This window comes from Acinetobacter sp. YH16056_T, from assembly GCF_024605895.1.
Lineage (GTDB): Bacteria > Pseudomonadota > Gammaproteobacteria > Pseudomonadales > Moraxellaceae > Acinetobacter > Acinetobacter amyesii.
This window is the reverse complement of record NZ_CP094545.1, coordinates 530,924-556,579: the sequence shown is the minus strand read 5'-3', so window position 1 is coordinate 556,579 and position 25,656 is coordinate 530,924. Positions and strand designations below refer to the sequence as shown.

The following is a 25,656-nucleotide window of genomic DNA, read 5'->3' as shown; positions in this document are numbered from 1 at the left end:
GCTTTTCGACTTATAGTTCAAATCAAAACCCATCTTCGGATGGGTTTTTTTATGCGACTACCTTAAATAAATGAGCTAGGCAAAATCGCAATAATAGGATGTAACTTTTTAATATCGGATTGCAGGAATTCTACCTGTCGTTTTTGGTCTAGACTTGCAAATTGCCATGTATCATCTGTTTGCTGTATCACGTTTAAAATTAAATTTAAGCCATTTCGCAAATATACACAGGCTAGATCCGATCTCTCTACCCCTCGCCGTTCATCACAGACCACAAGCCAACCCTCTTGTAATACAGGGGCATAATACGATGCTGTGATGCGAATCAAATACAGGTCTTGAGTGTTTTTAAATAATGCTGAATATTGAGATGAATCATTTGAAATCGGTTTTAAAGAAAATGCCTGTGTCTCAACCACCTGCATTTCAAAAAGGACCAAGCTTGCTTGCTCCTCAGTGCACTTGTCTTGTTCTATAAACTGAACCTCATTATCTAAACTTCCCTTAATGAGTCCCAATTGTGACTCTAATTCACGTGCAAATTTCTCTCCAATCTGCCGATGACTATTTAATAATTGGGAAATTAAAGGAACCGCTAAGCCAAAATGTTCACACACAGCTTTACCATTTTTAAAGGGGCCTGTTGCCACCCAATGGTCAATGGCTTGTGTTAGATTCTGTCGACGCTTTTCAAAAAGCTCTGAAGGCAGCATAAGCATTCAATTTTATAATTTCTCTCCCCCAATATAATAAAAAACCCGCACGCAGCGGGTTTTTTATACAGCTTTATTTTTAGCTACCTTGTACCAAGCGACGTGCGCTGATAATGCCTGGTTGTTGCTCTAGACGTGCCAACAGTTTCGACAACTGCGCCAAGCCTTTCACTTCAATCAACAGCTTCATATTGGCAATACCATCACTCTCGGAAATGGTATTCACCTGACGAATATTGATTTGGTCTGAGAAAATCACTTGAGTCAGATCTTTAAGCAAACCACGACGGTCATAAGCTTCCACCACGATTTGCACACTTTGACCACGAGTTGGCTGCATTTCCCAATCCGCTTCAACCGCACGTTCAGGCTCTTGCCCAATCATACGGATATAATCCGGACATGCGACCTTATGGATACTTACGCCACGATTCAGGGTGATATAACCAGCAATCGATTCACCATGCACAGGCTGACAACACTGAGCAATGTGTAGTTCTACATTGTCCAAACCATCAATCAAAATACCATGCGCCGAAAGCGTATGACTTGCACGTGGGTTCAAGGTTGGTTTTAACACCAGTTCAGGCTCATCCTGATCGAGGTGCATATGACGGTTAACCTGATTGATTAAAGCATGCAAGCTAATGTCACCACTCACCAAGCCAATCAATATATCTTCACCCAATTTCACATTAAAATGATTGCAGTAATCATTCAAATCGATACTTTTCGGGTGAATCGCCAAACGTGACAATTCTTTATTCAGAATCTCACGTCCCACTTCCAAGTTTTTACTACGGTCTTGCTGACGGAACCAATGACGCAACTTGTCACGTGCACGAGCCGTCTTGATATAACCCAGCGAGTTCACCAACCAATCTCGGTTCGGTTCACGATCTTTCTTGGTTAAAATCTCGACCTGCTCCCCAGTTTTTAGGGTATAGGTTAAAGGTACATAACGTTGGTTCACCCGTGCTGCATAGCACTTGTTGCCCACTTCAGTATGCACATGATAGGCAAAGTCAAGCACGGTCGAACCGCGTGGTAATTCTTTGATATCACCATCACGACTAAACACATAGATTTTCTCAAAATCTTCAAACTCTTGGATTTGTTCGAAGTTTTCAGAAGCCTCATCTTCTTTATGGGCGCTAGCATCATTTCGTTCTTGATAATGTTCAAGCACTGCACGCAAAGAATGTAAGCGATGATTAAATGAATAATCTGTGGTTTTAGAACCTTCTTTGTAGTTAAAGTGCGAACACACCCCGAGTTCAGCTTCTTCGTGCATATTGTGCGTACGAATTTGCACTTCTAAAGATTTGTTCTCTGCAATCACGGCCGTATGCAGTGAGCGATAACCATTGGCTTTCGGGTTGGTAATATAATCATCGAACTGATGCGGAATATGACGCCAAATCTGATGAACGATCCCCAGTGTGTGATAACACTCAGGTACATTATCCACCAGAACACGAACCGCTCGAATGTCATAAAGCTGATCAAAGCTCAGGTTCTTACTCTTCATTTTTCGATAAATCGAATAAATGTGTTTCACCCGACCATTAATCTCGGCCTCAATGCCATGATCTAATAGTTCTTTACGTAACTTTTCTGTCACGAACTGAATATATTGTTCACGCTCTAAACGTTTTTCATTCAGTAAAGAGGCAATTTCTTTATAGCGTTCAGGTGCTAGATAACGGAAAGCAAGATCTTCAAGCTCCCACTTAAGCTGTGCAATCCCTAAACGGTGCGCAAGCGGCGAGTAAATGGTTAAAATTTCTCGTGCGACACGCTCTTGACGCTCTTTGGTTGAGTGCGCCAACTCACGTAATGCATAGGTACGTTCAGAAAGTTTGATTAATACAACACGTACATCTTCGGTCACCGAAATCAGCATTTTATAAATGCCGGTCAAATGTTCACGTTGGTTATTATTAAAATGATCTTCTAGACGTTTATTTTGCTCAATCAGGTCAGACAACTTACCCATGGCAAGCGTGCCTTTCACCAAAGCATGCACTTGATCGCCAAATTTGCTTTGGACTTCTTCTAAACTGGTTACGCCTTCACGAACACTTCGATACAGCATGGCTGCTGATAACGTATCTTCATCCGCATACAGATGAGCAAGAATATCCGCCATTTCAATACCGGTATAGAAGGTATTCGAGCGATGGTTGACCGTTGTTTCAAGTTCATTCTGTAAGGTCAGATGTGCAACTTCTTCGAGTTGCTTTAGAGGAGCCCCGTCAAACATGCCACTCACACGCTCTAGCCATTCAGCCAAATCATGCTGTGCTTGCTCGGCATGTTCTACAGTCGTTTCCTGAGACAGCTCATTGAGACGTCCAGGTAATTGTTCACGTACTGTGACCATACCCTACTCCTAGTTTTCTACGCTTCATAACTTTTAATCGTTTATCTGATTTTCTTTTTCGAACAAAGCAATCGATTCGACATGCCCTGTATGGGTAAACATGTCCATGACACCCGCTTTTTTCAAACGGTAGCCTTGTTGTACCAGCATTCCAGCATCGCGTGCTAGTGTTGCAGGATTACATGACACATAAACGATTCTTTTTGCACCAAATTTGGGCACATAACGCATTATTTCTTCTGCACCAGAACGTGGTGGGTCTATCAATAATGCATCAAATCCTTGTTTTGCCCAAGAATGATGCGAAAAATCTTTTGTTAAATCTTGTGAATAAAATTTCAGTTGCGAAAGGCCATTGTTTTGTGCATTTTCTGCACCACGCTGAACCATTTCTTCACTCCCTTCAACTGCAACGACTTGACCCGTTGAACCCACACATTGAGCAAGTGGTAAAGAAAAGTTTCCTAAGCCACAAAACAGATCTAGAACTCGCTCACCCTGTTGTAACTGAAGCAATTCACATGCCAGTTTCACCATTTGCGGATTAATCGTGGAATTCACTTGCGTGAAGTCCTGAGGATTAAAGCCAAATTTCACAGCAAAGTCACTTAGACCATAGTGCAGACGCATCGGTGCATCGGAATGATCCACACGATGTAAGCTGTCTGGCCCTTCAGGTTGTAAGTACAGTTGCCACTCTTTATGTAACGCAAATTTTACTAATTGGTTGACATCTTCCGCGCAAAGTTCCGCCGTATGACGAATCAGGAGAGCAATTTCTTGATCTCCCATGGCCAGTTCCATATGCCCAATATCTGCTTTACCTTGCAGACCTTGTAACAGTTGTTTGAGTGTGGTGATGGAGCCAAACTCACGATCCAACACCATACAACGGTCAATCGAAGTCAGTTTATTTGACTGGCTTTCACGAAAGCCAACCACAAGCTTATCTTTTGCAGGTAGGTAACGCACACCAATACGTGCTTTGCGACGGTAGTCTTCACGCAATGAACGTAAAGGAGCTAACCATTGATCAGGTTGTATCCCAGCAAAATGTTGCAAATGTGATTGTAAAACATCTTGTTTTAAACGAATTTGCTCGTCGGGATGAATATGCTGCATGCTACACCCACCACAAACCCCATAATGTGGGCAGGCCGGTTTAACCCGTAGAGCAGACTCTTCACTCAGTAATTCCAGACTGTCTGCTTCTTCGAGACGCTTAACGACATTAGTAATACGCGCACGCACCGTTTCACCCGGCAAGGCATAACGGATAAAGACTTTCTTACCGTGTTTTTCTGCAGGATGATCTGGATGCGTCCCAAAGTGCGCTATGCCTCGCCCCTCATGTGAAAGCGATTCAACCTGAAATGTATAAATGGGTTGTTGGGCTTTTTGGGGTTTGGCTTTGTGTTTCATGCGTACCTAATGTGTGGAAGATGGGAAATCAGATTGGGTGAATTCGGTACGTTGCGAGGTTTGCTGCCATACCAATAAAAAGTCAGCGTGTTGCGGCTGAGTTTGTAAATATTGAATCGTACTTTGAATCAAGTGCTGATGATCATTTAACAATAACTGTCCTTTCAGCAACAGCCAGCGTAAATAAATCAACCATGTATTGAGCACATCACCTTCACAGTAGCTGGTCAGTTCCATCCACTGTTGTTCACGCACATATTCAGGCACATGGTAGCCACCATCACCACGTTTACCGGGGAAACCAAGTAAATGTGCTGCATCGTCGAGCTTTTGAAAATGACGACCATGGAACATGGCCATGACATCCATCAAATCTACATGACGATGATGATAACGATTCTGGTAGTTATTATAGCGCTTTTGCGTATCAATCTCGCCCTGATCGAACAAACTTGGTGCAGATAGTCCGTGATACATGGCACGGAACAAAATCACAGGCAAATCAAACTGTGAACCGTTCCAACTGACCAAGGTCGGATGACGCTTTTCAAAAATAGAAACGAATTTTTTTAAAATTTCAGCTTCGCTATTGTCTTCACGGCTAAATGAAAACAACTTCATGCCCTTTTCATCAATCCATAGTCCAGAGATACAGACAATTTCATGCAAGGCCAAACGCTGAAAATCCGTGCCCGCCTCTTGGCGACGCAGTTTAGTCAGCGCAGCATCTAGATCCACCTCAGGCAGATCCAGTCCATACAAATGCGCACCTGACTTCAAATCTGTCAGTGTTTCGATATCAAAAATTAAAACAGGTAAACGCATAAGTACTCACCAGTGCCGTTCGGCCACTGTAATTATTCAGGATCAACAACAGAGAATAGACCAGTAGACAAGTAACGGTCACCACGGTCACATACGATGCAAACAATCACGGCATCCGGATTTTCTTCAGCCAATTTAACTGAAGCCCATACCGCACCACCCGATGATGTACCTGCACTGATACCTTCTGTACGCGCTAAACGACGAGCCGTTTTTTCCGCTTCAATTTGCGGAATATCCATAATACGATCAACACGTGAAGGGTCAAAAATCGTAGGAAGATATTCTTGTGGCCAACGGCGAATACCAGCAATGTTTGAGCCTTCAGACGGCTGTAAACCGACAATTTGAATATCCGGATTTTGTTCTTTTAAATATTTCGAAATCCCCATAATGGTCCCGGTGGTTCCCATAGAGCTGACGAAATGTGTAATTTTACCGCCCGTTTGTTTCCAAATTTCTGGACCCGTAGTGAGGTAATGTGCTTCTACATTGTCCGGGTTACCAAACTGGTTTAGGACTAAACCTTTGCCGTCTTTTTCCATTTGAAGGGCAAGATCACGTGCTTCTTCCATGTTTTCTGATTCGATCAGTTCGGCACCGTAGGCACGCATGGCATCTTTACGCTCTTGGCTAGAACTTGCAGGCATGATCAAAGTCATTTTATAGCCACGCATTGCAGCAACCATGGCTAAAGCAATCCCTGTATTTCCGCTCGTCGCTTCAATCAACGTATCACCCGGTTTAATCTGACCACGCTTTTCCGCTTGCATAATCATGTTATATGCAGGGCGATCTTTGACCGAACCCGCTGGGTTATTGCCTTCTAACTTGGCTAATACTGTTGCTTGAGTATGACTTGCCAGACGTTGTAAACGCACTAACGGCGTGTTGCCGACGTAATGGTCTAATAAAAAATCGTCTGCTTGAAAATCAGGGGTTGTATTACTCATTATTCACACCTATATCGAGGTGCGCCTATTGTATGAAAAAATGCCTTTGCCTGCACCCATTTGCCTCGCTTTTTCGCGAAAGTGATTAAAGCACAATCAGTTTTAAATAATCCATGCTAATATTCGGGGCATAAGGAATAAACTGCTTAAACCATGTCAAATATCAACAAAAAGCTTTTTAAACGCCTACACTTAAATCATGCCTATGGTCAGTTGATTGCACTTATTTTTGTGCCGATCACCATTTTGGCCTGTGTCGGTGCGATGTTGGTAATAACAGAAACCTCCAATGCAGCCAAAGCACAACAAAGACAAATGGCTGTTGCGATTCTGACGCGCTATCAACCGACATCAGAATCGGCTATAGAGTTGCTCAACCATTATCCGTGGCAGTTTGATCAAGCTCGTAATGCCATGCAAAGCATGTTGAACGAAAAACATTTGATTCGTGCTGCGATTATAGATTTCAAAGGCAATAACCGCCTGAGCATTGGCTTTCAAGATCAAGCTATTTGGCCTGCTTTTGACAGTAAAGCATCTTTTATTGGACCAATTCCACATCAGGGTAACCATGTTTATGCCCTGAAAATTTCAGATTCAACCCAGACGCCGGCATGGTTAAGCATTGAACTGGATAATCAACCGCTGCAAATTGCCCGCTATCGCGTGTTAATCGTGTTGATTGCAACAGGTTTATTGACGCTCTTATTACTTTTGCTGTGTTTGAATTTCTATTCACGTCGTTGGATTGCACCAATGTACGAAATTCGTATGCAGTTACAACGTTTAAATGCCGACACCCTAGATCAGCACATGATCATTAACAGTACTGGCGAACTCCGTTTATTACAGCGTGATATTGCCAATGTGGTTAAACGCTTGCATTTCAGTTTCTTAGAGTTACGTGAACATACCGAACAAACTGAAGATGACTTAAGACGCACCCTCGATACTTTGGAAGTGCAAAACATCACCTATCGTCAAGCTCGTGACCAAGCGATCCATGCCAATCAGTCGAAGTCGGTGTTCTTAGCCAATATTTCCCATGAACTGCGCACGCCACTTAACAGTATTGATGGCTTTATTCATCTTTTACTGCGCCAAGGCAACCTCAGTAATGAGCAAAATTTATATCTACAAACGATTCGTAAATCTTCAGCGCATTTATTGGCTTTAATTAATGACGTGCTTGATTTCTCCAAAATTGATGCAGGTAAATTAGAACTTGAAACTGCGCAATTTGACTTAGAAGAAGCCGTCTTTGATGTGATGGATATGTTGTCACCATTGGCAGCACAAAAGCACATCGATATGACCTTCTACTATGCGGACAATGTGCCGAAATTTGTGGTTGGTGATGCCCTTCGCTTCAAACAAATTTTGACCAACTTAATTTCAAATGCGATTAAATTCACTCCAGATGGTGAAATTATTGTCCGTGTCCGTATGGAGCATGATGACATCGGTCAATGTCTGCTGCACTTTAGTGTCCAAGACAGTGGTATCGGCCTAAGCGGTACTGACCGCAAGAAACTGTTTGAATCCTTCTCACAAGGTGATGCATCTGTGACCCGTCAATTTGGCGGTACAGGTTTAGGTCTTGCCATCTCCAAACAATTGGTCAGCCTAATGCATGGACAAATTGGTTTTGAAGATAACCAAGAACGTGCGCCAACAGAAAAAGGTTCAACCTTCTGGTTTACTGCGCGCTTTGTGGTCGATGAAGAAATTGAAATTGTGCATCCACAATTTAGCAATCTACAAGTTGTGTCTTATTTGGCGCACCCAGCAACTGCCAATGTCCTACGTCATTATTTAGAAAATTATGATGTTGAGCATATTGAAACGCAGTCGATCCTTGATTTATTTAGTAGACTTAATCAGTTGCAAACCAATGAAAATACTTGGTTGATCGTCGATCATAGCGGCGACTCCGAAGCTTTACTGAAAGAAATTCGTCATCGGTATAGCGGTAACTTAGCGGTTTATGGCTATCAAATGATGCTCGATCCAAACATGTTGAACGAGTACCGTGCTCGCCCATTGCATCAACCCCTCAGCCGTACAGCGCTGATTCAGTTGTTGAGTAATGAGCCGTGGTTTGATCAAGAGCAGCATGAAGAATTTAATGGTCAAGGTCTGCACATTTTGGCTGTCGACGACCATTTGCCAAACCTGATTGTGCTTGAGGCCCTGCTCTCTGAGCTGAATGTGAAAACCACCAAGGCTTTAAGTGGACAAGAAGCCATTGAAATCATTCAAGCTCGCCAAGAGCAAGGTTTGGCAGCTTTTGACCTCATCTTTATGGATATTCAAATGCCTGTGATGTCAGGTGTTGATACCACGCGTGCCATTCGATCACTTGAGTCGACCTTTGAAAATCATAAGCGCCTTCCAATTATTGCATTGACGGCACATGCGCTCTCGGATGAAAAACAAAAGCTTCTGCAAAGTGGTATGGATGACTATGTCACCAAGCCCATTCAAATGGATCAAATTATTCAAATCTTGACTCAATGGACTACCGATAACTTTAAGAAAGTACCGGTTTTAGAGCGCAGTTCGGTGATTGAAGCCCTAGAGCCAAGTATTTTAGATTGGCAGCAAAGCTTGCAGTTGGCCGCGAATAAAGAAGACCTTGCGGTCGATTTACTGAAAATGCTCGTCGATAGCTTTGAGCAAGAAACCCATGAAATGGCACAGCTCATCGAAGATGAAGATTTTCCACAATTAGAGCATGTGCTACATCGGCTTTATGGCGCAACCCGCTATGTGGGCGCTCCGACCCTCCAAGAGGTTTCAGGTCATTTTGAGCAGTTTGTATCGACCTTACGTAAGGAACGCCGTAAAGCAGATGACGCTTTTGTCCAAGAAACCCTGAACCGTTTTGATGAGTTAAAAAATGTCATGGCTCAAGTTGAACACGCAGCTCAACAAATCTTAGCCAAACAAAATAATTAAGCGCAGTCCGACTAAAGTCAGTGCCGTCTAGCTTCTGTTGTGACTGCACTGTCATGTATCCTGTCAGGGTGCATGCTATGCTCGGGCGCAGAAACAACAAGAGTAATTACCATGGCTTTATTACGAGTAGAAAAAAATAATGGCATTGCAACGGTTTACTTAAACCGTCCAGAAAAACGTAATGCAATGAGCTTTGCATTGCTCAAAGAATTGGTCAGCACCGCTGAAAAATTAAAAAAAGATCGTAGCTTACGCTGTGTCATTTTAACCGGTGAAGCCAATGTATTTAGTGCTGGCATTGATTTGGCTGACCTAAATGATCCAAAAAATCGTGCCTATGCCGCGTGGGAACTGTTAAAGCCCGGTCAAAGTTTATTTCAAAAAGCCTTCCTGATTTGGCAACAGCTTCCTGTGCCGGTGATTGCCGCACTTGAAGGCTTTTGCTTTGGTGCAGGCATGCAACTTGCCTTGGCTGCCGATATCCGTATTGCCCACCCGAAAACGCAAATGTCGATTATGGAAAGTCGTTGGGGCTTAGTCCCTGATATGGGCTTAACGCGCTCACTCAAAGGTGTGATTGGACTGGATTTAGCCAAAGAATTAACCTTAACAGCACGTATTTTTGACGCAGAATATGCCAAGGAAATTGGATTGGTGACACATTTAAATGAACAACCTTTGCTTCAGGCGCAGCAGTTAGCCGAAGAATTATCACAACGTTCTCCAGATGCCTTGGCAGCGGCAAAACAAGTGCTAGATGCCATGGAACATAGTCCAAAACGCTCTTTACGCTTAGAAAAAATCTGGCAATTAAAATTATTGCTCGGCAAAAACAGCCAATTGGCACGTAAAAAAGACAAGAACCCAGAGGTTCAGTTTTTACCACGCCAATATAAGTAAAATAGTCACACAGGATAGATTGAGTACAGCACATGGCGTTTGATCGTAATACAAAAATTGCATTTCTAGGTATGGGGCTGATGGGTAGCCGTATGGCCACGCGTCTCATTCAGGCAGGATTTGAAGTAGCGGTGTGGAACAGAACTGCTGCTGCGTGTGATGAGTTGATTGCGATTGGCGCGACAGCGCTTCAATTGGAGAAGATTGCCCATTATCCTGTGGTTTTATCTTGTCTCGCAGATGATGCTGCTGTTGCCGCGGTGTATGCAAGCATCGAAACCCATTTAGCGGCAGGACAAATTATTGTCGACTTCTCGAGTCTTTCTGTAAATCAAACCCATCAATTGGCTCATACTGCAACGTTGAAACAAGTCACTTGGATTGACTCTCCTGTTTCGGGGGGCACAGCCGGTGCTGAACAAGGCACCTTGGTCATCTTTGCCGGTGGTGATGCTGAAACGATTCAAGATTTGAGTCTGATTTACAATGTTTTATCTCAACGTGTTACTCGCATGGGCGACTCAGGTACAGGTCAAGCCACCAAAATTTGTAATCAGCTGATCGTCGCTGCCAATAGCACGTTAATCGCAGAAGCTGTCGCACTGGCCGAGAAATCAGGTGTAGACACCACGTTATTAGCACCAGCGCTTGCCGGTGGTTTTGCAGATTCAAAGCCTTTTCAGATTTTAACTCCACGTATGGCAACACATCAGTTCGAGCCCGTGCAATGGAAAGTTCAAACTTTATCTAAAGACCTGAATAATGCAGTCCAACTGGCCGCCGAGTTTGAGTTAAGCATCCCTGTTGCCAGCCTTGCTTTATCGCAACTCAAAGCCCATCAGGACAATGGTTTTGCAGAAAAAGATTTAGCCACCATCATTCAACATGTCGAACAAAACTAACGACTTTCACTTTAGAAGTAAATTGCTTCAAGGACGATATACATGACTCAGCTCGCGGTTAATTTATCCATGATTTTTACCGAAGTGCCGTTGTTAGAGCGTTTTGCTTTGGCTCGTGAACATGGTTTTAAGCATGTAGAAATTCAGTTTCCGTATGAGCTGAGTATTGAGCAAATCCAAACCCAGCTCACTATCAATGATTTAAGCCTGTGTTTAATTAATGTCCCTGCGGGTGATTTGATGCAAGGCGGCGATGGTCTTGCGGGAGTTCCGGGGCGTGAAAATCAATTTCATCAGGCCTTAGAGCAATGTATTCGCTATGCCACTGCGTTAAATGTACCGAGTGTCAATATTTTAGCCGGCAAACAGCCCCAAGATGCAGACTTACTCCCATGTTTAAATACCTTGTCGAGCAACCTTAAACTGGCATGCCACATGTTGTCCGAACATCATATTCAACCGGTATTTGAAATGATTAATGGCACTGATATGCCGCGCTTTTTGGTGCAAAATATTGCCCAAGCTCAGGAAATGCTTGAAGCTGTACAACACTCTACTTTGAAGATGCAATATGACTGCTACCACATGGCGATGATGGGTGAAGATATTCTCAGTACTTTGGCAGAAAATATTCAGGATATCGGTCACATACAGTTTGCTGACTGTCCGGGGCGACATGAACCTGACTCAGCGCAGATTCCATTTGCAGAGATTTTTAAATGGTTAGATCAAAGCCAATATACAGGTTACATCGCGGCTGAATACCGACCACGAAGCAACTCATCACATTCTTTTGCGTGGAAAGACAAATACTTCCCTCATTTAGCCAATGGCCAATGACGTGTTGATTTGAAATTCAGCAACAAAACCGCTATATTAGATCATGTAAAATTGTCAGGAAATCATACCCTCTATGAATTTAGAACCATCGCCCAGCGCTTCTAATTCTCTCGATCTCGCAAAATCAACGCAAATCAAAGACGTACAAGCTTGCTTAGCTGTTGTACGTGAAGCACTTGAAGATGTAAAAGCCAAAGATATTATTGAACTTGATATCAGCACTATCAGCAACGTAGCAGATGCGATTGTTATTGCGAGCGGTACTTCAACTCGTCACATTAAGTCTCTTGCAGACAACGTGGCAGAAGAAGCACGTAAAGCTGGATTCCGCCCTATCGGTGTTGAAGGCGAACGTGATGCTGAATGGATCCTGATTGATCTCGGTTTTGTAGTGGTACATGTGATGTTACCTACAGCACGTAAATTCTATGATTTAGAAAGCTTATGGCGTACAGCTCCAGAAACTGTAGCTTAAGCTTCCAGAAAAAAGCGACCTAATTAGGTCGCTTTTTTTATCCCTTCACTTTATACACGGACAATCAGCTTCATGGTGTTTTACCCCCGACACTAAAGCAGTTGGTGTAAATCCACCTCAGGATAATTGGCTTTAATTTTCAGCTTGGTTTGTGCATAAACTTGGTCTGCACGCATCGGGCCATAAAAGTCACAATACACTTCATAAATGCTCGTTAAAACTTTGGCATAACTGGTCAAAGGCAAAAACTCGACAAAACTCGCTGAATTAATTTGTGCATTTGCCGCAATTGCCAGCCCGATTTCTTCTAATTGCTCAATCACATCTTGGGTGAAATCAGCCTGATCTGTAGATTTCACCGTCAGCATGACTGACTCGATAAAGCCTAAAAAGGCCTCGCTAATGGTCTCTGCAATGAGCTCGTCTTCTTGCTCCTGCTCCTGCGGTTTTTCAACCCTTAACAGTTCCTGCTTTTCTAAGGTAGATAACTCATACAAGACTTGCTTCAGCATATCTTTACGATAAAAGCGTAGCTCTTCTGTGGTACAGATATCATTTAAGAAGCGATTTAAGACAAATGACGGTTTCATGCTGTACTGCTGCTCCCAGTGCCGTAGTGCACTGTCGAGTAAAGTCCCATGAATAAATTGTTGTAAGCCTTTTTCTAAAGCTTCGCGGCGTTGTGCCAAATTCAACAGTTCGGTGCTCATTGCATTACTCCTGTTAATGACGTTTGGTCATATCATCCGTTTCAAAAGTCACATCTTTTTGAAACTCGGGATAAGACAATTCAGCATGCTCGGTATAGTCCAAACCACGTTGTTCATGTTGCTTACTCACCCGTAAGCCACCCAACAATTTATCTAAGACCTTAAATACAATGAACGCAACGCCAAAGCCCCATAAAAAGGCTGCAATCACTCCAAGCCCTTGTATCGCGATGACATCGCCATTAAACATATTATTTTCAAGGAAGATCCCTGCAGCCAATGTTCCCCATGCGCCACAGAATCCATGCACGGTCACCGCATCAACCACATCATCCAGTTTCATTTTTTCCATGAGCATTGGTAGGAAGGTCACCATCACACCTGCACATAAACCGGTGATGACCGCATACAGTGGAGACATCGTTGCACAGCCTGCCGTAATGGCAACCAAGCCACCCAGTGAGGCATTGATCGTACTGCGGATCAAAATGGCTTTAGATCGGATGAGACAGAGCAACATATATGCAACCACGGCAGCACACGCCGCAAGATGCGTATTTAAAGCAATACGTCCTACGCTGACATTGGCATTAATGGTCGAGCCTGCATTAAAACCAAACCATGCTAACCATAAAATAAAACCGCCTAATGCTACCAAAGGTAAGTTATGCCCTGGTAAATAATGGCTTTGCCCATTGCGTCCAAATCGACCCAAACGTGGTCCCAATACAATGATGCCAGCCAAGGCAACCCAGCCGCCCATTGAATGCACCACGGTCGAACCTGCAAAGTCGATAAATCCGAGTGCTTTTAACCAACCGTCTCCGCCAAATAAACTGCCCCATGCCCAACTACCAAAGACAGGATAAATCAGACCTGAGACAACGGCCGCACTCACCACATAAGCGACAAAATGAATCCGCTCTGCCATTGCACCACTGGCAATGGTGGTTGCCGTTGCAGCAAACATCATTTGGAAAAATAGAAGGTTCCAGTGCCAATCATCCAGTTGATCGGGTGCAAAATGACTGAAGCCAAACCAGCCCGTGGTATTGACCCCAAACATCAGACCAAAACCCACCAACCAAAACACCAGACCACCCAAGCAGGCATCCATGTAGTTTTTCATGAGTACATTCACGGTATTTTTACTGCGAACTGAACCACTTTCGATCATGGCAAATCCGGCTTGCATAAAGAACACCAAGATACCGCCCAGTACCACCCAAATACTGTCGAGCGAAATACGAATGTCTTGAATATTACTGGCGATTTGCGGGTCAACTGCCCATGCAGTCGATGTCAGGACACTCAGAAACAGTGCCATCAAGTATGTTTTTTTCATGATTATTCCCCCAAGAATAACCATGCTGTGCAAAAAGAATACCAAATTTCAGACAATTAATTATTTTTCAATACATTGCGTCACAAAACCAGTTCGCGACAATATTTTGAATCACTGAGATCGAATTTAATGGAACAAAACAGCTCATCGATCTGTACCTTGGTTTCAAAACACGCATCAATTTGATTCAAGCACCTGATGCGCTAAATATTTGTGCACTTTTAGTGTGAAGCATTCATTAATCAAAAGCCAAGAAAATAAAAGCGAAGAAAACAAAAAACCACCCGAAGGTGGTTTAAATCTTCCTCAATCCCGCTTTATCACAGCGGGACTTTGGCAATATGGATTAATGACCACCGCCATTAATGGCTTTTGTCATATCTTCCACAACTTTCTTCGCATCACCGAAGATCATCATCGTTTTATCGTTATAGAACAAGTCATTATCTAGACCTGCGTAGCCTGTAGCCATAGAACGTTTGATCACCATAATGGTACGTGCTTTATGCGCTTCAAGGATTGGCATACCGTAAATTGGAGAACTTGGATCGTCTTTTGCCGCTGGGTTCACAACGTCATTCGCACCAATCACCAGTACTACATCTGTTGCTGGGAAGTCTGAGTTGATCTCGTCCATTTCAAGAATGTCTTCGTATGCAACATCAGCTTCAGCTAAAAGTACGTTCATGTGACCCGGCATACGACCTGCCACTGGGTGAATCGCAAAACGAACTTTTACACCTTGTTCTTTTAAGATTTCACACAATTCTTTCACGGCATTTTGTGCACGACCTTGCGCCATACCATAACCCGGTACGATCACCACGCTATCCGCATTTGACATCAAGAAGCCAGCATCGTCTGCAGAGCCTGAACGGTGATTACGCTGTGCTTTTTCACCATTATCCGCTGCAGCTACTGCGGTACCACCCATTGCACCACCAAACAAAACGTTGATGATTGAACGGTTCATGGCTTTACACATGATGTAAGACAGAATCGCACCCGATGAACCAACCAGTGAACCTGCAACAATCAGCATGTTGTTTTCAAGCGTGAAACCAATCCCTGCTGCTGCCCAACCTGAGAACGAGTTCAGTAGCGATACCACCACTGGCATATCACCACCGCCTACTGGCGCAATCCATACCCAACCAAATGCAAGTGCAAGAACAGTCATTGCCCAGAAAGCATTCATGTTGCCTGTAGTGAAGAAGTAGATACCACACGCCAACATCGCAAGGAAAATTAAAGCTTGAACAGGTTTTACCCATCCACCTGAAATGGTTTTTGCCCATTTCTTCGCAGCCAATTTACCGTAAGCAAATACCGACGCTGTGAATGTAATCGCACCAACGAAACAGCCTACAAACAATTCAAATAAATGAACTTTGCTCATGTGGGCATGTTCTACACCCGCTGCTGTTAATACCGCTTCATTCTCCGCGAATGCCGCAGTCAATTGGTTGTTATGTAGAATCGCAGCGATCGCAATCAGTACCGCAGCCAAACCGACCAATGAGTGCATCAGTGCCACAGTTTCAGGCATTTGCGTCATCGGAACTGTTTTTGCACGTGCAATACCAACGACCGCACCCAACACCATTGCACCCACAATCATCCAAATCACTGGATGATCTGCGACAAAGAATGTGGTGATTACAGCAATTGCCATTGCGATCATGCCGTAACGGTTACCTTGAATCGCAGTTTTCGGACCAGACAAACCACGCAACGTTAAGATAAAAAGAACGGCACCAATCAGGTAGAACCAATCCGCATATTCTTTAATGAATTCCATGGATTAACCCTCTTTTTTCTTTTGCTTAGGTTTGAACATTTCAAGCATACGTGCAGTCACCGCAAAGCCACCAAAAATATTGATACTTGCAAGGAAAACAGCAATCGCACCTAAAATACTCACCACGTTAATGCTTTGGAACTGTACGCTTGCATCCACAATACCTGGGATACCAACGGTTTGAATCATCGCACCAACGATAATGATCGATGACAAAGCATTGGTTACAGCCATTAATGGTGTGTGTAGTGCAGGTGTTACCCCCCAAACCACGTAGTAACCAACAAAGATTGCCAAGACAAAAATAGTAATCGTTTCAACCATGATGATTCTCCTTAACCACGTTTCAGCAGCACTTGGCCGCCATGAGTGACAAGTAGTGCTTTTTGAATTTCTTCTTCAGGGTTAATCGCGAAGTTCTTTTCGCTATCAAACATGGTTTCAATGAAATTCAAAACGTTACGTGCATACAGTGCCGACGCTTCAGTCGAAACTGTTGAAGGAATATTTGGGATACCGAGAATTTTCACACCATTTGCAGTCACGACATTTTCGCCGCAGACAGAACCTTCAACGTTACCGCCAGTTTCAACCGCCATATCTAAAATGATTGAGCCCGGTTTCATTTTGGCAACAGTTTCTGCTTTGATTAAACGTGGTGCGTCACGGCCCGGCAATAATGCAGTCGTAATCACGATGTCAGCATTCGATACGGCTTTATCAACAATAATCGCTTGGTCACGAATGTAGTCTTCACCTGGCATCCAGCCATAACCATTTTTTGCAGCATCAGCTGCTTTTTGTTGCTCTTCTGGTGACATTGGTACGTCTAACCATTTACCACCCAAAGATTCAACTTGGTCACGTGCTGTAGGACGTAAGTCAGTTGCTTCAACTACGGCACCTAAACGTTTCGCTGTTGCAATAGCTTGTAAGCCTGCAACACCTACGCCCATGATCACAACACGTGCAGGTTTTACTGTACCAGCTGCTGTCATCAGCATTGGGAACATACGTTGATATTCTGCCGCAGCCAAAAGCACAGATTTATAACCTGAAAGGTTGGCTTGAGATGAAAGTACGTCCATGTTTTGCGCACGAGATAAGGTCCGTGGCAAAAGTTCCAATGCAAATGCAGACACGTTTTGTGACGCAAATTGGTCAAGTTCGGTGTTGCGGTAAGGGTCAAACATCCCCACAACGGTGGTGCCCGCTGTGAGTTTTTGAATTTCGTCACCTTTAGGCGCACGAACTTTCAAAATCATTTGACTACCGGTATAGGCATCATCCGTAATTTTGGCACCAACTTGTTCATAGGCGCTATCGATGTAAGCAGCGTTTACCCCTGCTCCACGTTCAATAACGACGCTATAACCAGCGCTGATCAACTTCTTTACTGTTTCAGGCGTCGCAGCGACGCGATTTTCACCGACAACAGTTTCGGCTGGAATTCCGATCTGCATGAGCGTTCCTCAAGCTAATTTTTCTTAAGTAAACATCGCAATCCGCGATGTCTCCCCTCAGGATGTGTTTTTGTACAATTTTTGGATTCTAATTGAACTTTTTTAAAATACTACCCAATATTTATTTAATAAATGCCCATATTTTGAACTCATGATTCATGAAAAGAATGATGCGATACTTCATTTATTCAGTTTTATTTGTCGATTTATTACTCATTTTTATTCTACTTATAACTTTTTAATATTACTTAAGACTCAAAACATAAATAATTTAGTCGGTTTTAGCGCGTATTGTTTCAGCGCGTTGATCATTGTGACATTTTCATTCGACAACTAATGATTCGAACTTGTCGTTACAAATCGACTTAAGTCAGGTAAAGCCAGTCGTTCATTCAAACTGCATCAGCTCGTTGACTCATTTGACAGTTTTGACGTGCTGACTGGTATTGAAAACTGACTTTTTTCTACCACAGTCTAGTCAAATCGGTCAGCTTGAATATTCGATGAATTTTTGCGCACGTTTCGGGTTTATCGAAGTCTTGCCCTCCCCACCTGATGCTTCGCCTTAAGTCTTAGAATTGGCTTTTTTAGCTAAAAAAATAATTTTTTGAATATTTAGCATTATGATATCGCTATTGGCTTTGTATCACCAAAAACAATAATTGCACCATTTATGTGCAATTTTCACCTTAAATGTTTCAGCCTGATATATTTGACCTGCCGAGTCATGTTGAGATTAAAAAAATTCAAAACCAAATTGGTCATTTCTTCCACTGTTTTTCATGTTTGATCTAGCAATCCCTTATGCATAAAGGAATAAGTACTATTCTTTTTTTGCATTTTTACTCACACGATGCATTTTTTATAATCAAAATGATAGTTCAAACTTATCGGATCAATGCTGTCGAATTCGTTCAGTCGTCATGAGGCACACCTTAACTTATGTCAAGAAACCTTAGTCCGCACTTCATCGGTGCAATTTTTGCGCTGATTGCTGCCTTCTTGTTTAGTACCAAAGCAATTTTTATTAAGCAAGCCTATGCACTTTCTCCTCTTGTCGATGCCACTGTCCTCATGGCCTTACGCATGATGAGTGCATTGCCGTTTTTCTTGGTCATTACATGGCTGAGTCGATGTTCTTATCAAACGATTCAACGAAAAGATTGGGTGCTCTTACTCATTTCAGGATTAATCGGCTATTACTTTTCGAGCTGGCTCGACTTCCGTGGCTTGATGTATATCAGTGCTTCGCTTGAACGAATTATACTGTTCCTATATCCCACATTAACCGTGCTGGCTTCCGCTGTTTTATTCAAAAAGCCACTAAGTTTTAAAACAATTCTTGCCCTGATTTTAAGTTATGGCGGGACAGTGTTAGTGATGCTACAAGAACAAAATGCCACACCACATGATCAGTACTTTTGGCTCGGATGTAGTTTGGTTTTTGCCAGTGCCGTGCTATTTGCAATTTACTTATTACTCACGCCAGGACTCATGCAAAAGTTTGGTTCTTTACACTTTACCGGTCTAGCTCTGAGCATTGCCTGCATTGGGACGATTATTCATTTTCTATTTGCAACACCACAGCCTATTGCCTTGCTCCAACAACTCCCGAGTCAAGTTTGGCTGTATGGTTTAGCGCTCGGACTATTGGTTACCGTGCTTCCCACCATTTTGATGATGCAAAGTATCGTCCGACTTGGGGCTGCACAATCGGCTATGATTGCCTCTATCGGGCCCATTTTAACGATTTTACTGGCCGTTGCGTTACTGAATGAACATTTAAACCTATGGCAATGGGTCGGTTGCGGTCTGAATATGCTGGGTGTCTTGATGATCAGTCTCAGTAAGAAATCCTAATCGCGCGCTTGGATACTATTCACAGAGAAACACTTTAAGACCTGTTTGATTTTCCTTATAGTGACCACAACAGTATGGGAGCAAATTCCTTGCATACGCTTCCGCCCAAAATCTGGACAATTTATGAAAGCCTCGATCGACATTAGCCATGATAAAACCCTGTTGTGGCTTATGGCTGCTGCATGTGGTTTATGTGCGGGTGCCAATTATTATTGCCAACCTTTAGTCGCTTCTATCCAACAAAGCTTTCAGATTCCACAATCAGAAGTGGCGTTAACCGTCACCTTTGCGCAAATTTCTTATGCTTTTGGTCTACTGTTTATTGTGCCGATTGGCGATATTGTGAATAAAGCCAAATTTATTCCTCTGCTCATGCTTGGAGCGACTGTGGGTTTAGCCCTCTGTGCTTTTTCAACCAATCTATACATGCTTTGGGCAGGAACCATTATCACCGGGCTATTTTCAGTGGCTGCTCAGGTCCTCATCCCTTTGGTCACGGTTGCGATTCGACCTGAAAAAATTGGGGCTGTTGTCGGCTTTTTAATGAGTGGGTTATTGGTCGGTATTCTGTTATCGACCAGTCTCTCAGGCTTATTGTCCTATCTGTTTCATTGGAAATCGATTTACATCCTCAGTGCGCTCTTGATGTTGGTATTAGCCGTCTTACTCAAAAAGCGTCTGCCTGTGGTCAGCATCACACGGATGCCCTACAGCCAAGTTTTCCAGTCAATGGGCGCATTACTCAAACATGAGCCACGGTTAATTTTCCGATCTCTGATTGGGGGCTGTGTCTTTGCTGCGATGAGTATGCTGTTTTCCACCATTGCCATGTTACTGACTGAGCCACCTTTTCAATTAGCCGATGTTTGGGTCGGTGTTGTAACGTTAGTTGGTGTGTTTGGTGCGCTATCGACACAGTGGATTGGTCGTTGGGCAGATTTAGGCTTTAACCGAAAATTAACCTGGCTCGGTTGCAGCATCTTAGCCCTCAGTTGGGGACTGCTATATTTGGGTGGATCATCTCTTGCTTTTTATATTTTGGGCTATGGTTTAATCAACCTCGGTTTGGCAATGGTGCATAGCTGTAATCAAAATATTATTTTCCAACTCAACCCGATTGCACGCTCTCGAATCAATTCAATTTACATGACTTTTTATTTTGTCGGTGGTGCATGTGGTTCAGCTTTGGGCGTATTTGCATGGCATCATGGCGGCTGGACCACCACCTGCATGACAGGGATTGCTTTAGTCATTGCTGCTGGATTTTTTGTATTGATCGATCAACTCTATACTGCGCGGCAACTAAAATATCCACAATGAGAAGTATTCATCACCGCAATAAAGCCACAATAAGTGGCTTTATTTTTACAAATTAACTGACCTGCACCACAGGATAAAAGGGTTTGCCTAAATCCAAGGTTTCTGCATTTTCCAAAAGAATCACCATAAACACCGGTAAGAGTGCCAACAGTATTGTGCAGCCGTCTTGAAGCTGTTTCCGATTGACCGAACTTTTATAGGTCGCGCCGCCATGAACCATTTGATTGCGTAGCGTATACATGCGATTGAACAGCACCATTAAAATATCAACGGAATCTTTTTCTTTAAGCGCGTGCAGTACTTTTTGTTTTTCATGCGCCAAGCCCTCTTTGCATGCGTCATGGCTAATTTTTTGATTTTGATAATCCCAAAAGCCCTGATAAACATAGGGATTATCCAAAAACAACCGTATCGGCTGACTAAAACGCTCCCATAAAATATTATAGATTTTATGCTCTGCATCCTTTTGGCAAATCACATATAAAAACTGCCTTAAGCTTTGCTTGTCCTGTGCAATCTGTAAGTCTTGCGCGTATATTGCGTTGAAGGACACCCACAAACTGATAAATTGCAAATCGAGGTCATCTTGAAGATCAATTGACTTTTTCAGCCAACTTAACCCTCGATGAATGCGTAAATTAAATTGGTCGGTATGTTCCGACTTTTTACTTTTAAATATTTCTTCAAGTAGCATCATGGCTGCTAAATTCCAATGGATAATTCGTTTATTTTTCTACCATTTGAACTTAGCGCAATTGTTTACCGGCATGCAATCAAAATATCTCTGTATTCAACTATTTGGTCTCATCTTGTGTGAGATAGGTATAACGTTCTAACTGATCATTTTCATCAAAAATCAATTCATAAGACATTTTCTTCCCGTTAAAAACGGATTCGGCTGGTGTTCCTAAAAGTTCCCATAACCCCACGGTCGCCACATCTGCAGCACCATGCCAAAACGCACGTCCGACTTTACTGGCAGTCGAATAACCTTGGGTAAAGGTATAAATTTCATGGCGTTTGCCATTTTTATATTCAGAGGTGATCGGTGCGCCAAATTCAGCAATCACCAAGTTACGAGACAGCCCTTGTTGAATCATTTCGGTATTTTTCTTGTTTGGCTGCTTGCTTGCCATAGCAACAGAACAGCCTGTTGTGCCTGATAATGTGAAAACTAAAGCTAATCCTAAGCAGGTTTTTTTCATCATGTGGTATTCCCCAAATTCTTCACATTTCTATTTTTAATTTTTGATTTTCATCTGCTGTTGATCTTAATTGTTTCTTTCATCTTTTTCATTTTTTTATACGACTATTCGTCTGATTTTTAGAATGATTAGCGCTTGAAAGATTCACATTTATGAAGGTTTCAGACTGAATAATGCTTTAAGTTAATTATTGTTTTGTTGGTGACGAATTCGGTGGAACAAACCAGTTTTTCCAAGAGCTACTATGGCGAGTTTCAATTGCAACGGTAGGGATGAGCTCTTGCTTCAGCATTTTTTCTTGACCCACGGCTTTCGCCAACCGCGCTTTGACCGAGTGTATACACTCACGGTCTTCAAACTCACAGCGGTCAAGGTTGGAGCCACCACAGGGTCCATTGGCTAATCCTTTGGGACAGGTTTCAGGACAAATATATAAGGTTTCACCTAAACGACATTGTCCGCAATTTTCACAGCCCACGATGCCATGTTTACTGATAAATTCTGTTTTCAGCAAGGCCGCATCAGCTTTCGGTTTTTGCCATAATTTGGCCGAAAAAATATAAGATCCCGCCCCTTTGGCCAGTTTTGAACTAAAAAATAACTCATGCATGACATGCATACTTTTATATTTCAAAACTTGTTCAACTGGAGCCTTATGGTTATTTGCGCCCGTCGGGTGGAAGTTCACATCTACACTAGAGCGCCAAAGCATTTTCCATTTTGCTAAACACTGTTCAAACGTTAATGTGGCAAATTGCAAAATTGCTTTTTGCAACTTCTCTTGCTCTTCCACTTTATGGCAAGCTGATAAATGAACCCCTGCATAGCCCAAATGCTGACACATTAAAATTTGTAAAGCGCATCGGGCATAGACATTTTGTTCAGCTTGTATGGCATCAGTTTGCTGTTCTTGTTGCAAAAAATTTAATACATCTGCTGAAAGCACGATGCCTGCGACTTTTTGCTTGGCCATAAAGCGGGCACGGGCAAATGTCAGCGGCATGACACACGCCAATACAGGTACATGTGGATAGTATTGCTGCATATAGTGTTGGTAACTGCTCAACACATCCATGTCAAAGCCCAACTGTGTAATCACATAGTCAGCGCCAGCTTGAATTTTTTTATTCAGTTTAAAAAACTGCGCATCCTTTTCTGCTTCTGCATATTTAAAAGGATTAAATGCTACCCCTAAATAAAACCCGCCATAGTCTTTGGCTGCCATGACTTGATTGACCGACTCTAAATAACGGCTCCGTAGAGTCGGATCATTTGCCCCATCCTGATGCTGCTTGAGTTTATCACCACTGAGCAAAAGTAAATTCTCTACCCCGTGCTGCTGAGCATCTTTCAGAAAAGTTTGAAAATCTGAGATATCTCGACCTTTCCCCGAATAATGCAGAATTTTTTCTTTGCTTTGAGGGTAGTCTTGCATTGCTTCTAAAGGAGCAATATCCGTGTCACTTTGTACTCGGTCAGCCAATGTCATGCACACAGGAAAGCCTGCAAATGTCGTTGGGACCAGATGCGTTTTTTGCGTCGTTAGATATTCAAACGAGATACAAAACTGGCGTTGCAATAGATATTGGGAAAATAAAGACATAAAGGCAGGCAGTCAAATCTGCTAAGAAACCATACAATAAAGTTTATAAAATTATAGATTAATCACATAAAAATTTAAATTACTTAAGCCACACTTCCGACTTTTTCTAGCCTGACCTTGAATATGTCACGCTAGCAAGACCATGCCCCAAACCACAATTTATGCTAATATTGCGCGCGTCTTGAAATGCGGTTTTTTTCATCGTATTTCAGACAGCTTTTGGTATTTCTTCACCATTTTCCATTTCGTTCTTCCATCTTGTTCTTTTAAGGCGTGTTTTTTTAATGACTGATCTCCAACCCATTGAAAATAAACTTCAACCACGAATTAGTGTTGCGCCAATGATGGATTGGACGACTCGTGACTATCGTTTCTTTGCACGCTTATTTAATCCCAATGTGATTCTCTACACCGAGATGGTCACCACAGGTGCGATTTTATTTGGCGGTGCGAATCGTCATTTGGACTATAACAACGAAGAACACCCGATTGTGTTACAGCTTGGTGGTTCAAATCCCAAAGATTTAGCGACCTGTACCAAGATGGCACAGGACTGGGGCTATGATGAAGTAAACCTCAATGTCGGCTGTCCGAGTGACCGCGTTCAGAACAATAAAATTGGCGCATGCTTGATGGCAGAGCCTGATTTGGTTGCAGAATGTATTACTGAAATGCGAAATGCTGTTGATATTCCAGTGACCGTGAAACACCGCATCGGGATTGATGACATGCAGTCTTATGAAGAAATGCTGCATTTTGTTGATACGGTTGCAAAGACTGGCTGTAACAATTTTATCGTGCATGCCCGTATTGCCCTGCTGCAAGGTTTGTCGCCAAAAGAAAACCGTGATGTGCCACCTTTACGTTATGAAGATGTTTATCGTCTGAAACAAGAACGTCCAAATTTATTGATCGAAATTAATGGCGGGGTGAAAACCTTTGCTGAAACACAGCAACATTTACAACATGTTGATGGCGTGATGATTGGCCGTGAGGCTTATCACAACCCGTATTTATTGGCTGAGATCGGTCAGCTTTGGGATCTCGAATTACCCAACCGTTTCGATATTATCGATCAGATGCTACCGTATATTGCTAAACGCATGGAAGAAGGTGCGCCGCTTTCTATCATTACCCGTCATATTTTAGGTTTATTCCAAAATCTACCAGGTGCTCGAAAATGGCGTCAGGCTTTAAGTGGTGGCAATGCCAAAACCTTTGCCGATGTGGAAAATGCCATCCAAAATATTAAAGATGCAATGCAACGTACAGAAGACTATTTACGTGATCATCCTAAAGTCGTTTTAGAAGATTAATTCTATAAAGTAAAAGCCCGCTATTTTGCGGGCTTTTTTATTCGTCATGCCTCACCAAGTACGTGTTTAGCAACATCGTCACAACTCAGCTAAATCATCTAAAAAGTCACATCATCACTCAATGACTATTGACCGTAATGTTCCCCTTGGGAAAAGGCTCATCATAGCCAGTCCATTGATAATCTGATGGATCTTCTTCCTCACGTAAACCCACATAGCTCTCAGGCGCCGATGTAACAGGCTCAACCTCCTCGGTTGGCTGTTCCAATTCCTCAACCAAATGATTCAACTCTTGATCTAACTGCGCCTGATATTTTGCAATTTCAGCTTCGTCAATGAAGGCAAATTGTTCTTCATCTATTTTCCATGCATAACCTTGCAAATCTTTGTAAATATCGACCAAAACAGTATAAGGCTGACCATCGTATTGCAACGTCGCCTGAGCCTTAAAACTTAATCCCTTACGTTCTAATACTTTTATATTTTGAATCCGTAAATGGTACTGCCGATAATCTGGATTCTGATCAAACTCGTGCTGCATCTGCTGCTCAATCTGCCGAGATAATTCATCTGTCGAGACAAAATAGCTACAACCAGCCAAACTCAACAGTAAAAAAATGGTGAGCCATCGAAACATATTGCATCCCCCATGATGC

22 protein-coding genes are annotated in these 25,656 nt (G+C 42.8%); 8 read left to right on the top strand and 14 right to left on the bottom strand.

Annotation, left to right across the window (positions count from 1 at the left end):
- Positions 1–62: 62 nt before the first annotated feature.
- The 5 genes from MST17_RS02755 to cysM all read right to left on the bottom strand — a co-directional run bounded on the left by MST17_RS02755 (position 63) and on the right by cysM (position 6,299).
- Positions 63–713 (bottom strand): hypothetical protein, encoded by a 651-nt coding sequence (locus tag MST17_RS02755; RefSeq protein ID WP_180026757.1) that lies wholly within the window; start codon positions 711–713, stop codon positions 63–65.
- A 79-nt stretch (positions 714–792) separates the two neighbouring features.
- On the bottom strand, positions 793–3,099 hold the full coding sequence (locus MST17_RS02750) for a bifunctional (p)ppGpp synthetase/guanosine-3',5'-bis(diphosphate) 3'-pyrophosphohydrolase (RefSeq protein WP_078194183.1): 2,307 nt from the start codon (positions 3,097–3,099) through the stop codon (positions 793–795).
- A gap of 33 nt (positions 3,100–3,132) precedes the next feature.
- Positions 3,133–4,521 (bottom strand): 23S rRNA (uracil(1939)-C(5))-methyltransferase RlmD, encoded by a 1,389-nt coding sequence (rlmD, locus tag MST17_RS02745; RefSeq protein WP_180026758.1) that lies wholly within the window; start codon positions 4,519–4,521, stop codon positions 3,133–3,135.
- Positions 4,522–4,527: 6 nt separating this feature from the next.
- Positions 4,528–5,346, bottom strand: coding sequence for a 3'-5' exonuclease (locus MST17_RS02740; RefSeq protein WP_180009011.1), 819 nt, complete (start codon positions 5,344–5,346; stop codon positions 4,528–4,530).
- Positions 5,347–5,378: 32 nt separating this feature from the next.
- Positions 5,379–6,299: a cysteine synthase CysM gene (cysM, locus tag MST17_RS02735; protein ID WP_078191278.1), complete on the bottom strand. Its 921-nt coding sequence runs from the start codon at positions 6,297–6,299 to the stop codon at positions 5,379–5,381.
- Positions 6,300–6,452: 153 nt separating this feature from the next.
- Here cysM and MST17_RS02730 point away from each other — a divergent pair, with 153 nt between their 5' ends.
- The 5 genes from MST17_RS02730 to rsfS all read left to right on the top strand — a co-directional run bounded on the left by MST17_RS02730 (position 6,453) and on the right by rsfS (position 12,377).
- Complete coding sequence (locus tag MST17_RS02730; RefSeq protein WP_180026759.1) at positions 6,453–9,260, top strand: ATP-binding protein; 2,808 nt, start codon at positions 6,453–6,455, stop codon at positions 9,258–9,260.
- A gap of 111 nt (positions 9,261–9,371) precedes the next feature.
- On the top strand, positions 9,372–10,160 hold the full coding sequence (locus tag MST17_RS02725; protein ID WP_180009005.1) for a crotonase/enoyl-CoA hydratase family protein: 789 nt from the start codon (positions 9,372–9,374) through the stop codon (positions 10,158–10,160).
- Between the two features lie 32 nt (positions 10,161–10,192).
- Positions 10,193–11,062, top strand: coding sequence for an NAD(P)-dependent oxidoreductase (locus MST17_RS02720; RefSeq protein ID WP_180026760.1), 870 nt, complete (start codon positions 10,193–10,195; stop codon positions 11,060–11,062).
- A gap of 42 nt (positions 11,063–11,104) precedes the next feature.
- Complete coding sequence (locus MST17_RS02715) at positions 11,105–11,902, top strand: hydroxypyruvate isomerase family protein (RefSeq protein ID WP_078191282.1); 798 nt, start codon at positions 11,105–11,107, stop codon at positions 11,900–11,902.
- Between the two features lie 73 nt (positions 11,903–11,975).
- Positions 11,976–12,377: a ribosome silencing factor gene (rsfS, locus tag MST17_RS02710; protein WP_078191283.1), complete on the top strand. Its 402-nt coding sequence runs from the start codon at positions 11,976–11,978 to the stop codon at positions 12,375–12,377.
- Between the two features lie 92 nt (positions 12,378–12,469).
- On the opposite strand, the gene MST17_RS02705 is transcribed toward rsfS, so the two are convergent.
- The 5 genes from MST17_RS02705 to MST17_RS02685 form a co-directional block, all read right to left on the bottom strand.
- Entirely contained in the window at positions 12,470–13,087 is a 618-nt protein-coding gene (locus tag MST17_RS02705; protein ID WP_111885449.1) for a hypothetical protein, read from the bottom strand.
- Positions 13,088–13,100: 13 nt separating this feature from the next.
- Positions 13,101–14,432, bottom strand: coding sequence for an ammonium transporter (locus MST17_RS02700; protein ID WP_180026761.1), 1,332 nt, complete (start codon positions 14,430–14,432; stop codon positions 13,101–13,103).
- 346 nt (positions 14,433–14,778) lie between these two features.
- Entirely contained in the window at positions 14,779–16,233 is a 1,455-nt protein-coding gene (locus MST17_RS02695; RefSeq protein ID WP_078191286.1) for an NAD(P)(+) transhydrogenase (Re/Si-specific) subunit beta, read from the bottom strand.
- A gap of 3 nt (positions 16,234–16,236) precedes the next feature.
- Positions 16,237–16,557 (bottom strand): proton-translocating transhydrogenase family protein, encoded by a 321-nt coding sequence (locus MST17_RS02690; RefSeq protein WP_078191287.1) that lies wholly within the window; start codon positions 16,555–16,557, stop codon positions 16,237–16,239.
- A gap of 11 nt (positions 16,558–16,568) precedes the next feature.
- Complete coding sequence (locus tag MST17_RS02685; RefSeq protein ID WP_180026762.1) at positions 16,569–17,696, bottom strand: Re/Si-specific NAD(P)(+) transhydrogenase subunit alpha; 1,128 nt, start codon at positions 17,694–17,696, stop codon at positions 16,569–16,571.
- Positions 17,697–18,638: 942 nt separating this feature from the next.
- On the opposite strand from MST17_RS02685, the gene MST17_RS02680 reads away from it, so the two are divergent.
- Positions 18,639–19,556 carry a DMT family transporter gene (locus MST17_RS02680; protein WP_180026763.1) on the top strand — a complete coding sequence of 306 codons (918 nt, stop codon included), beginning with the start codon at positions 18,639–18,641 and terminating at the stop codon, positions 19,554–19,556.
- 123 nt (positions 19,557–19,679) lie between these two features.
- A complete protein-coding gene (locus MST17_RS02675; RefSeq protein ID WP_180026764.1) occupies positions 19,680–20,876 on the top strand; it encodes an MFS transporter in 1,197 nt (398 codons plus the stop codon).
- Positions 20,877–20,928: 52 nt separating this feature from the next.
- Here the strand turns inward: MST17_RS02675 and MST17_RS02670 are convergent, their stop codons facing one another.
- From MST17_RS02670 to MST17_RS02660, 3 genes are all read right to left on the bottom strand, one after another.
- On the bottom strand, positions 20,929–21,573 hold the full coding sequence (locus tag MST17_RS02670; RefSeq protein ID WP_180022580.1) for a HEPN domain-containing protein: 645 nt from the start codon (positions 21,571–21,573) through the stop codon (positions 20,929–20,931).
- A gap of 97 nt (positions 21,574–21,670) precedes the next feature.
- Positions 21,671–22,081, bottom strand: coding sequence for a hypothetical protein (locus tag MST17_RS02665; protein ID WP_180026779.1), 411 nt, complete (start codon positions 22,079–22,081; stop codon positions 21,671–21,673).
- 187 nt (positions 22,082–22,268) lie between these two features.
- Positions 22,269–23,684: a methylenetetrahydrofolate reductase C-terminal domain-containing protein gene (locus tag MST17_RS02660; RefSeq protein WP_180026765.1), complete on the bottom strand. Its 1,416-nt coding sequence runs from the start codon at positions 23,682–23,684 to the stop codon at positions 22,269–22,271.
- 284 nt (positions 23,685–23,968) lie between these two features.
- Here MST17_RS02660 and dusA point away from each other — a divergent pair, with 284 nt between their 5' ends.
- Positions 23,969–25,000, top strand: a complete 1,032-nt coding sequence (dusA, locus tag MST17_RS02655; protein ID WP_180024574.1) for a tRNA dihydrouridine(20/20a) synthase DusA — start codon at positions 23,969–23,971, stop codon at positions 24,998–25,000.
- Positions 25,001–25,118: 118 nt separating this feature from the next.
- On the opposite strand, the gene MST17_RS02650 is transcribed toward dusA, so the two are convergent.
- Positions 25,119–25,637: an Asp-tRNA(Asn)/Glu-tRNA(Gln) amidotransferase subunit GatC gene (locus MST17_RS02650; protein ID WP_180026766.1), complete on the bottom strand. Its 519-nt coding sequence runs from the start codon at positions 25,635–25,637 to the stop codon at positions 25,119–25,121.
- Positions 25,638–25,656: the final 19 nt, after the last annotated feature.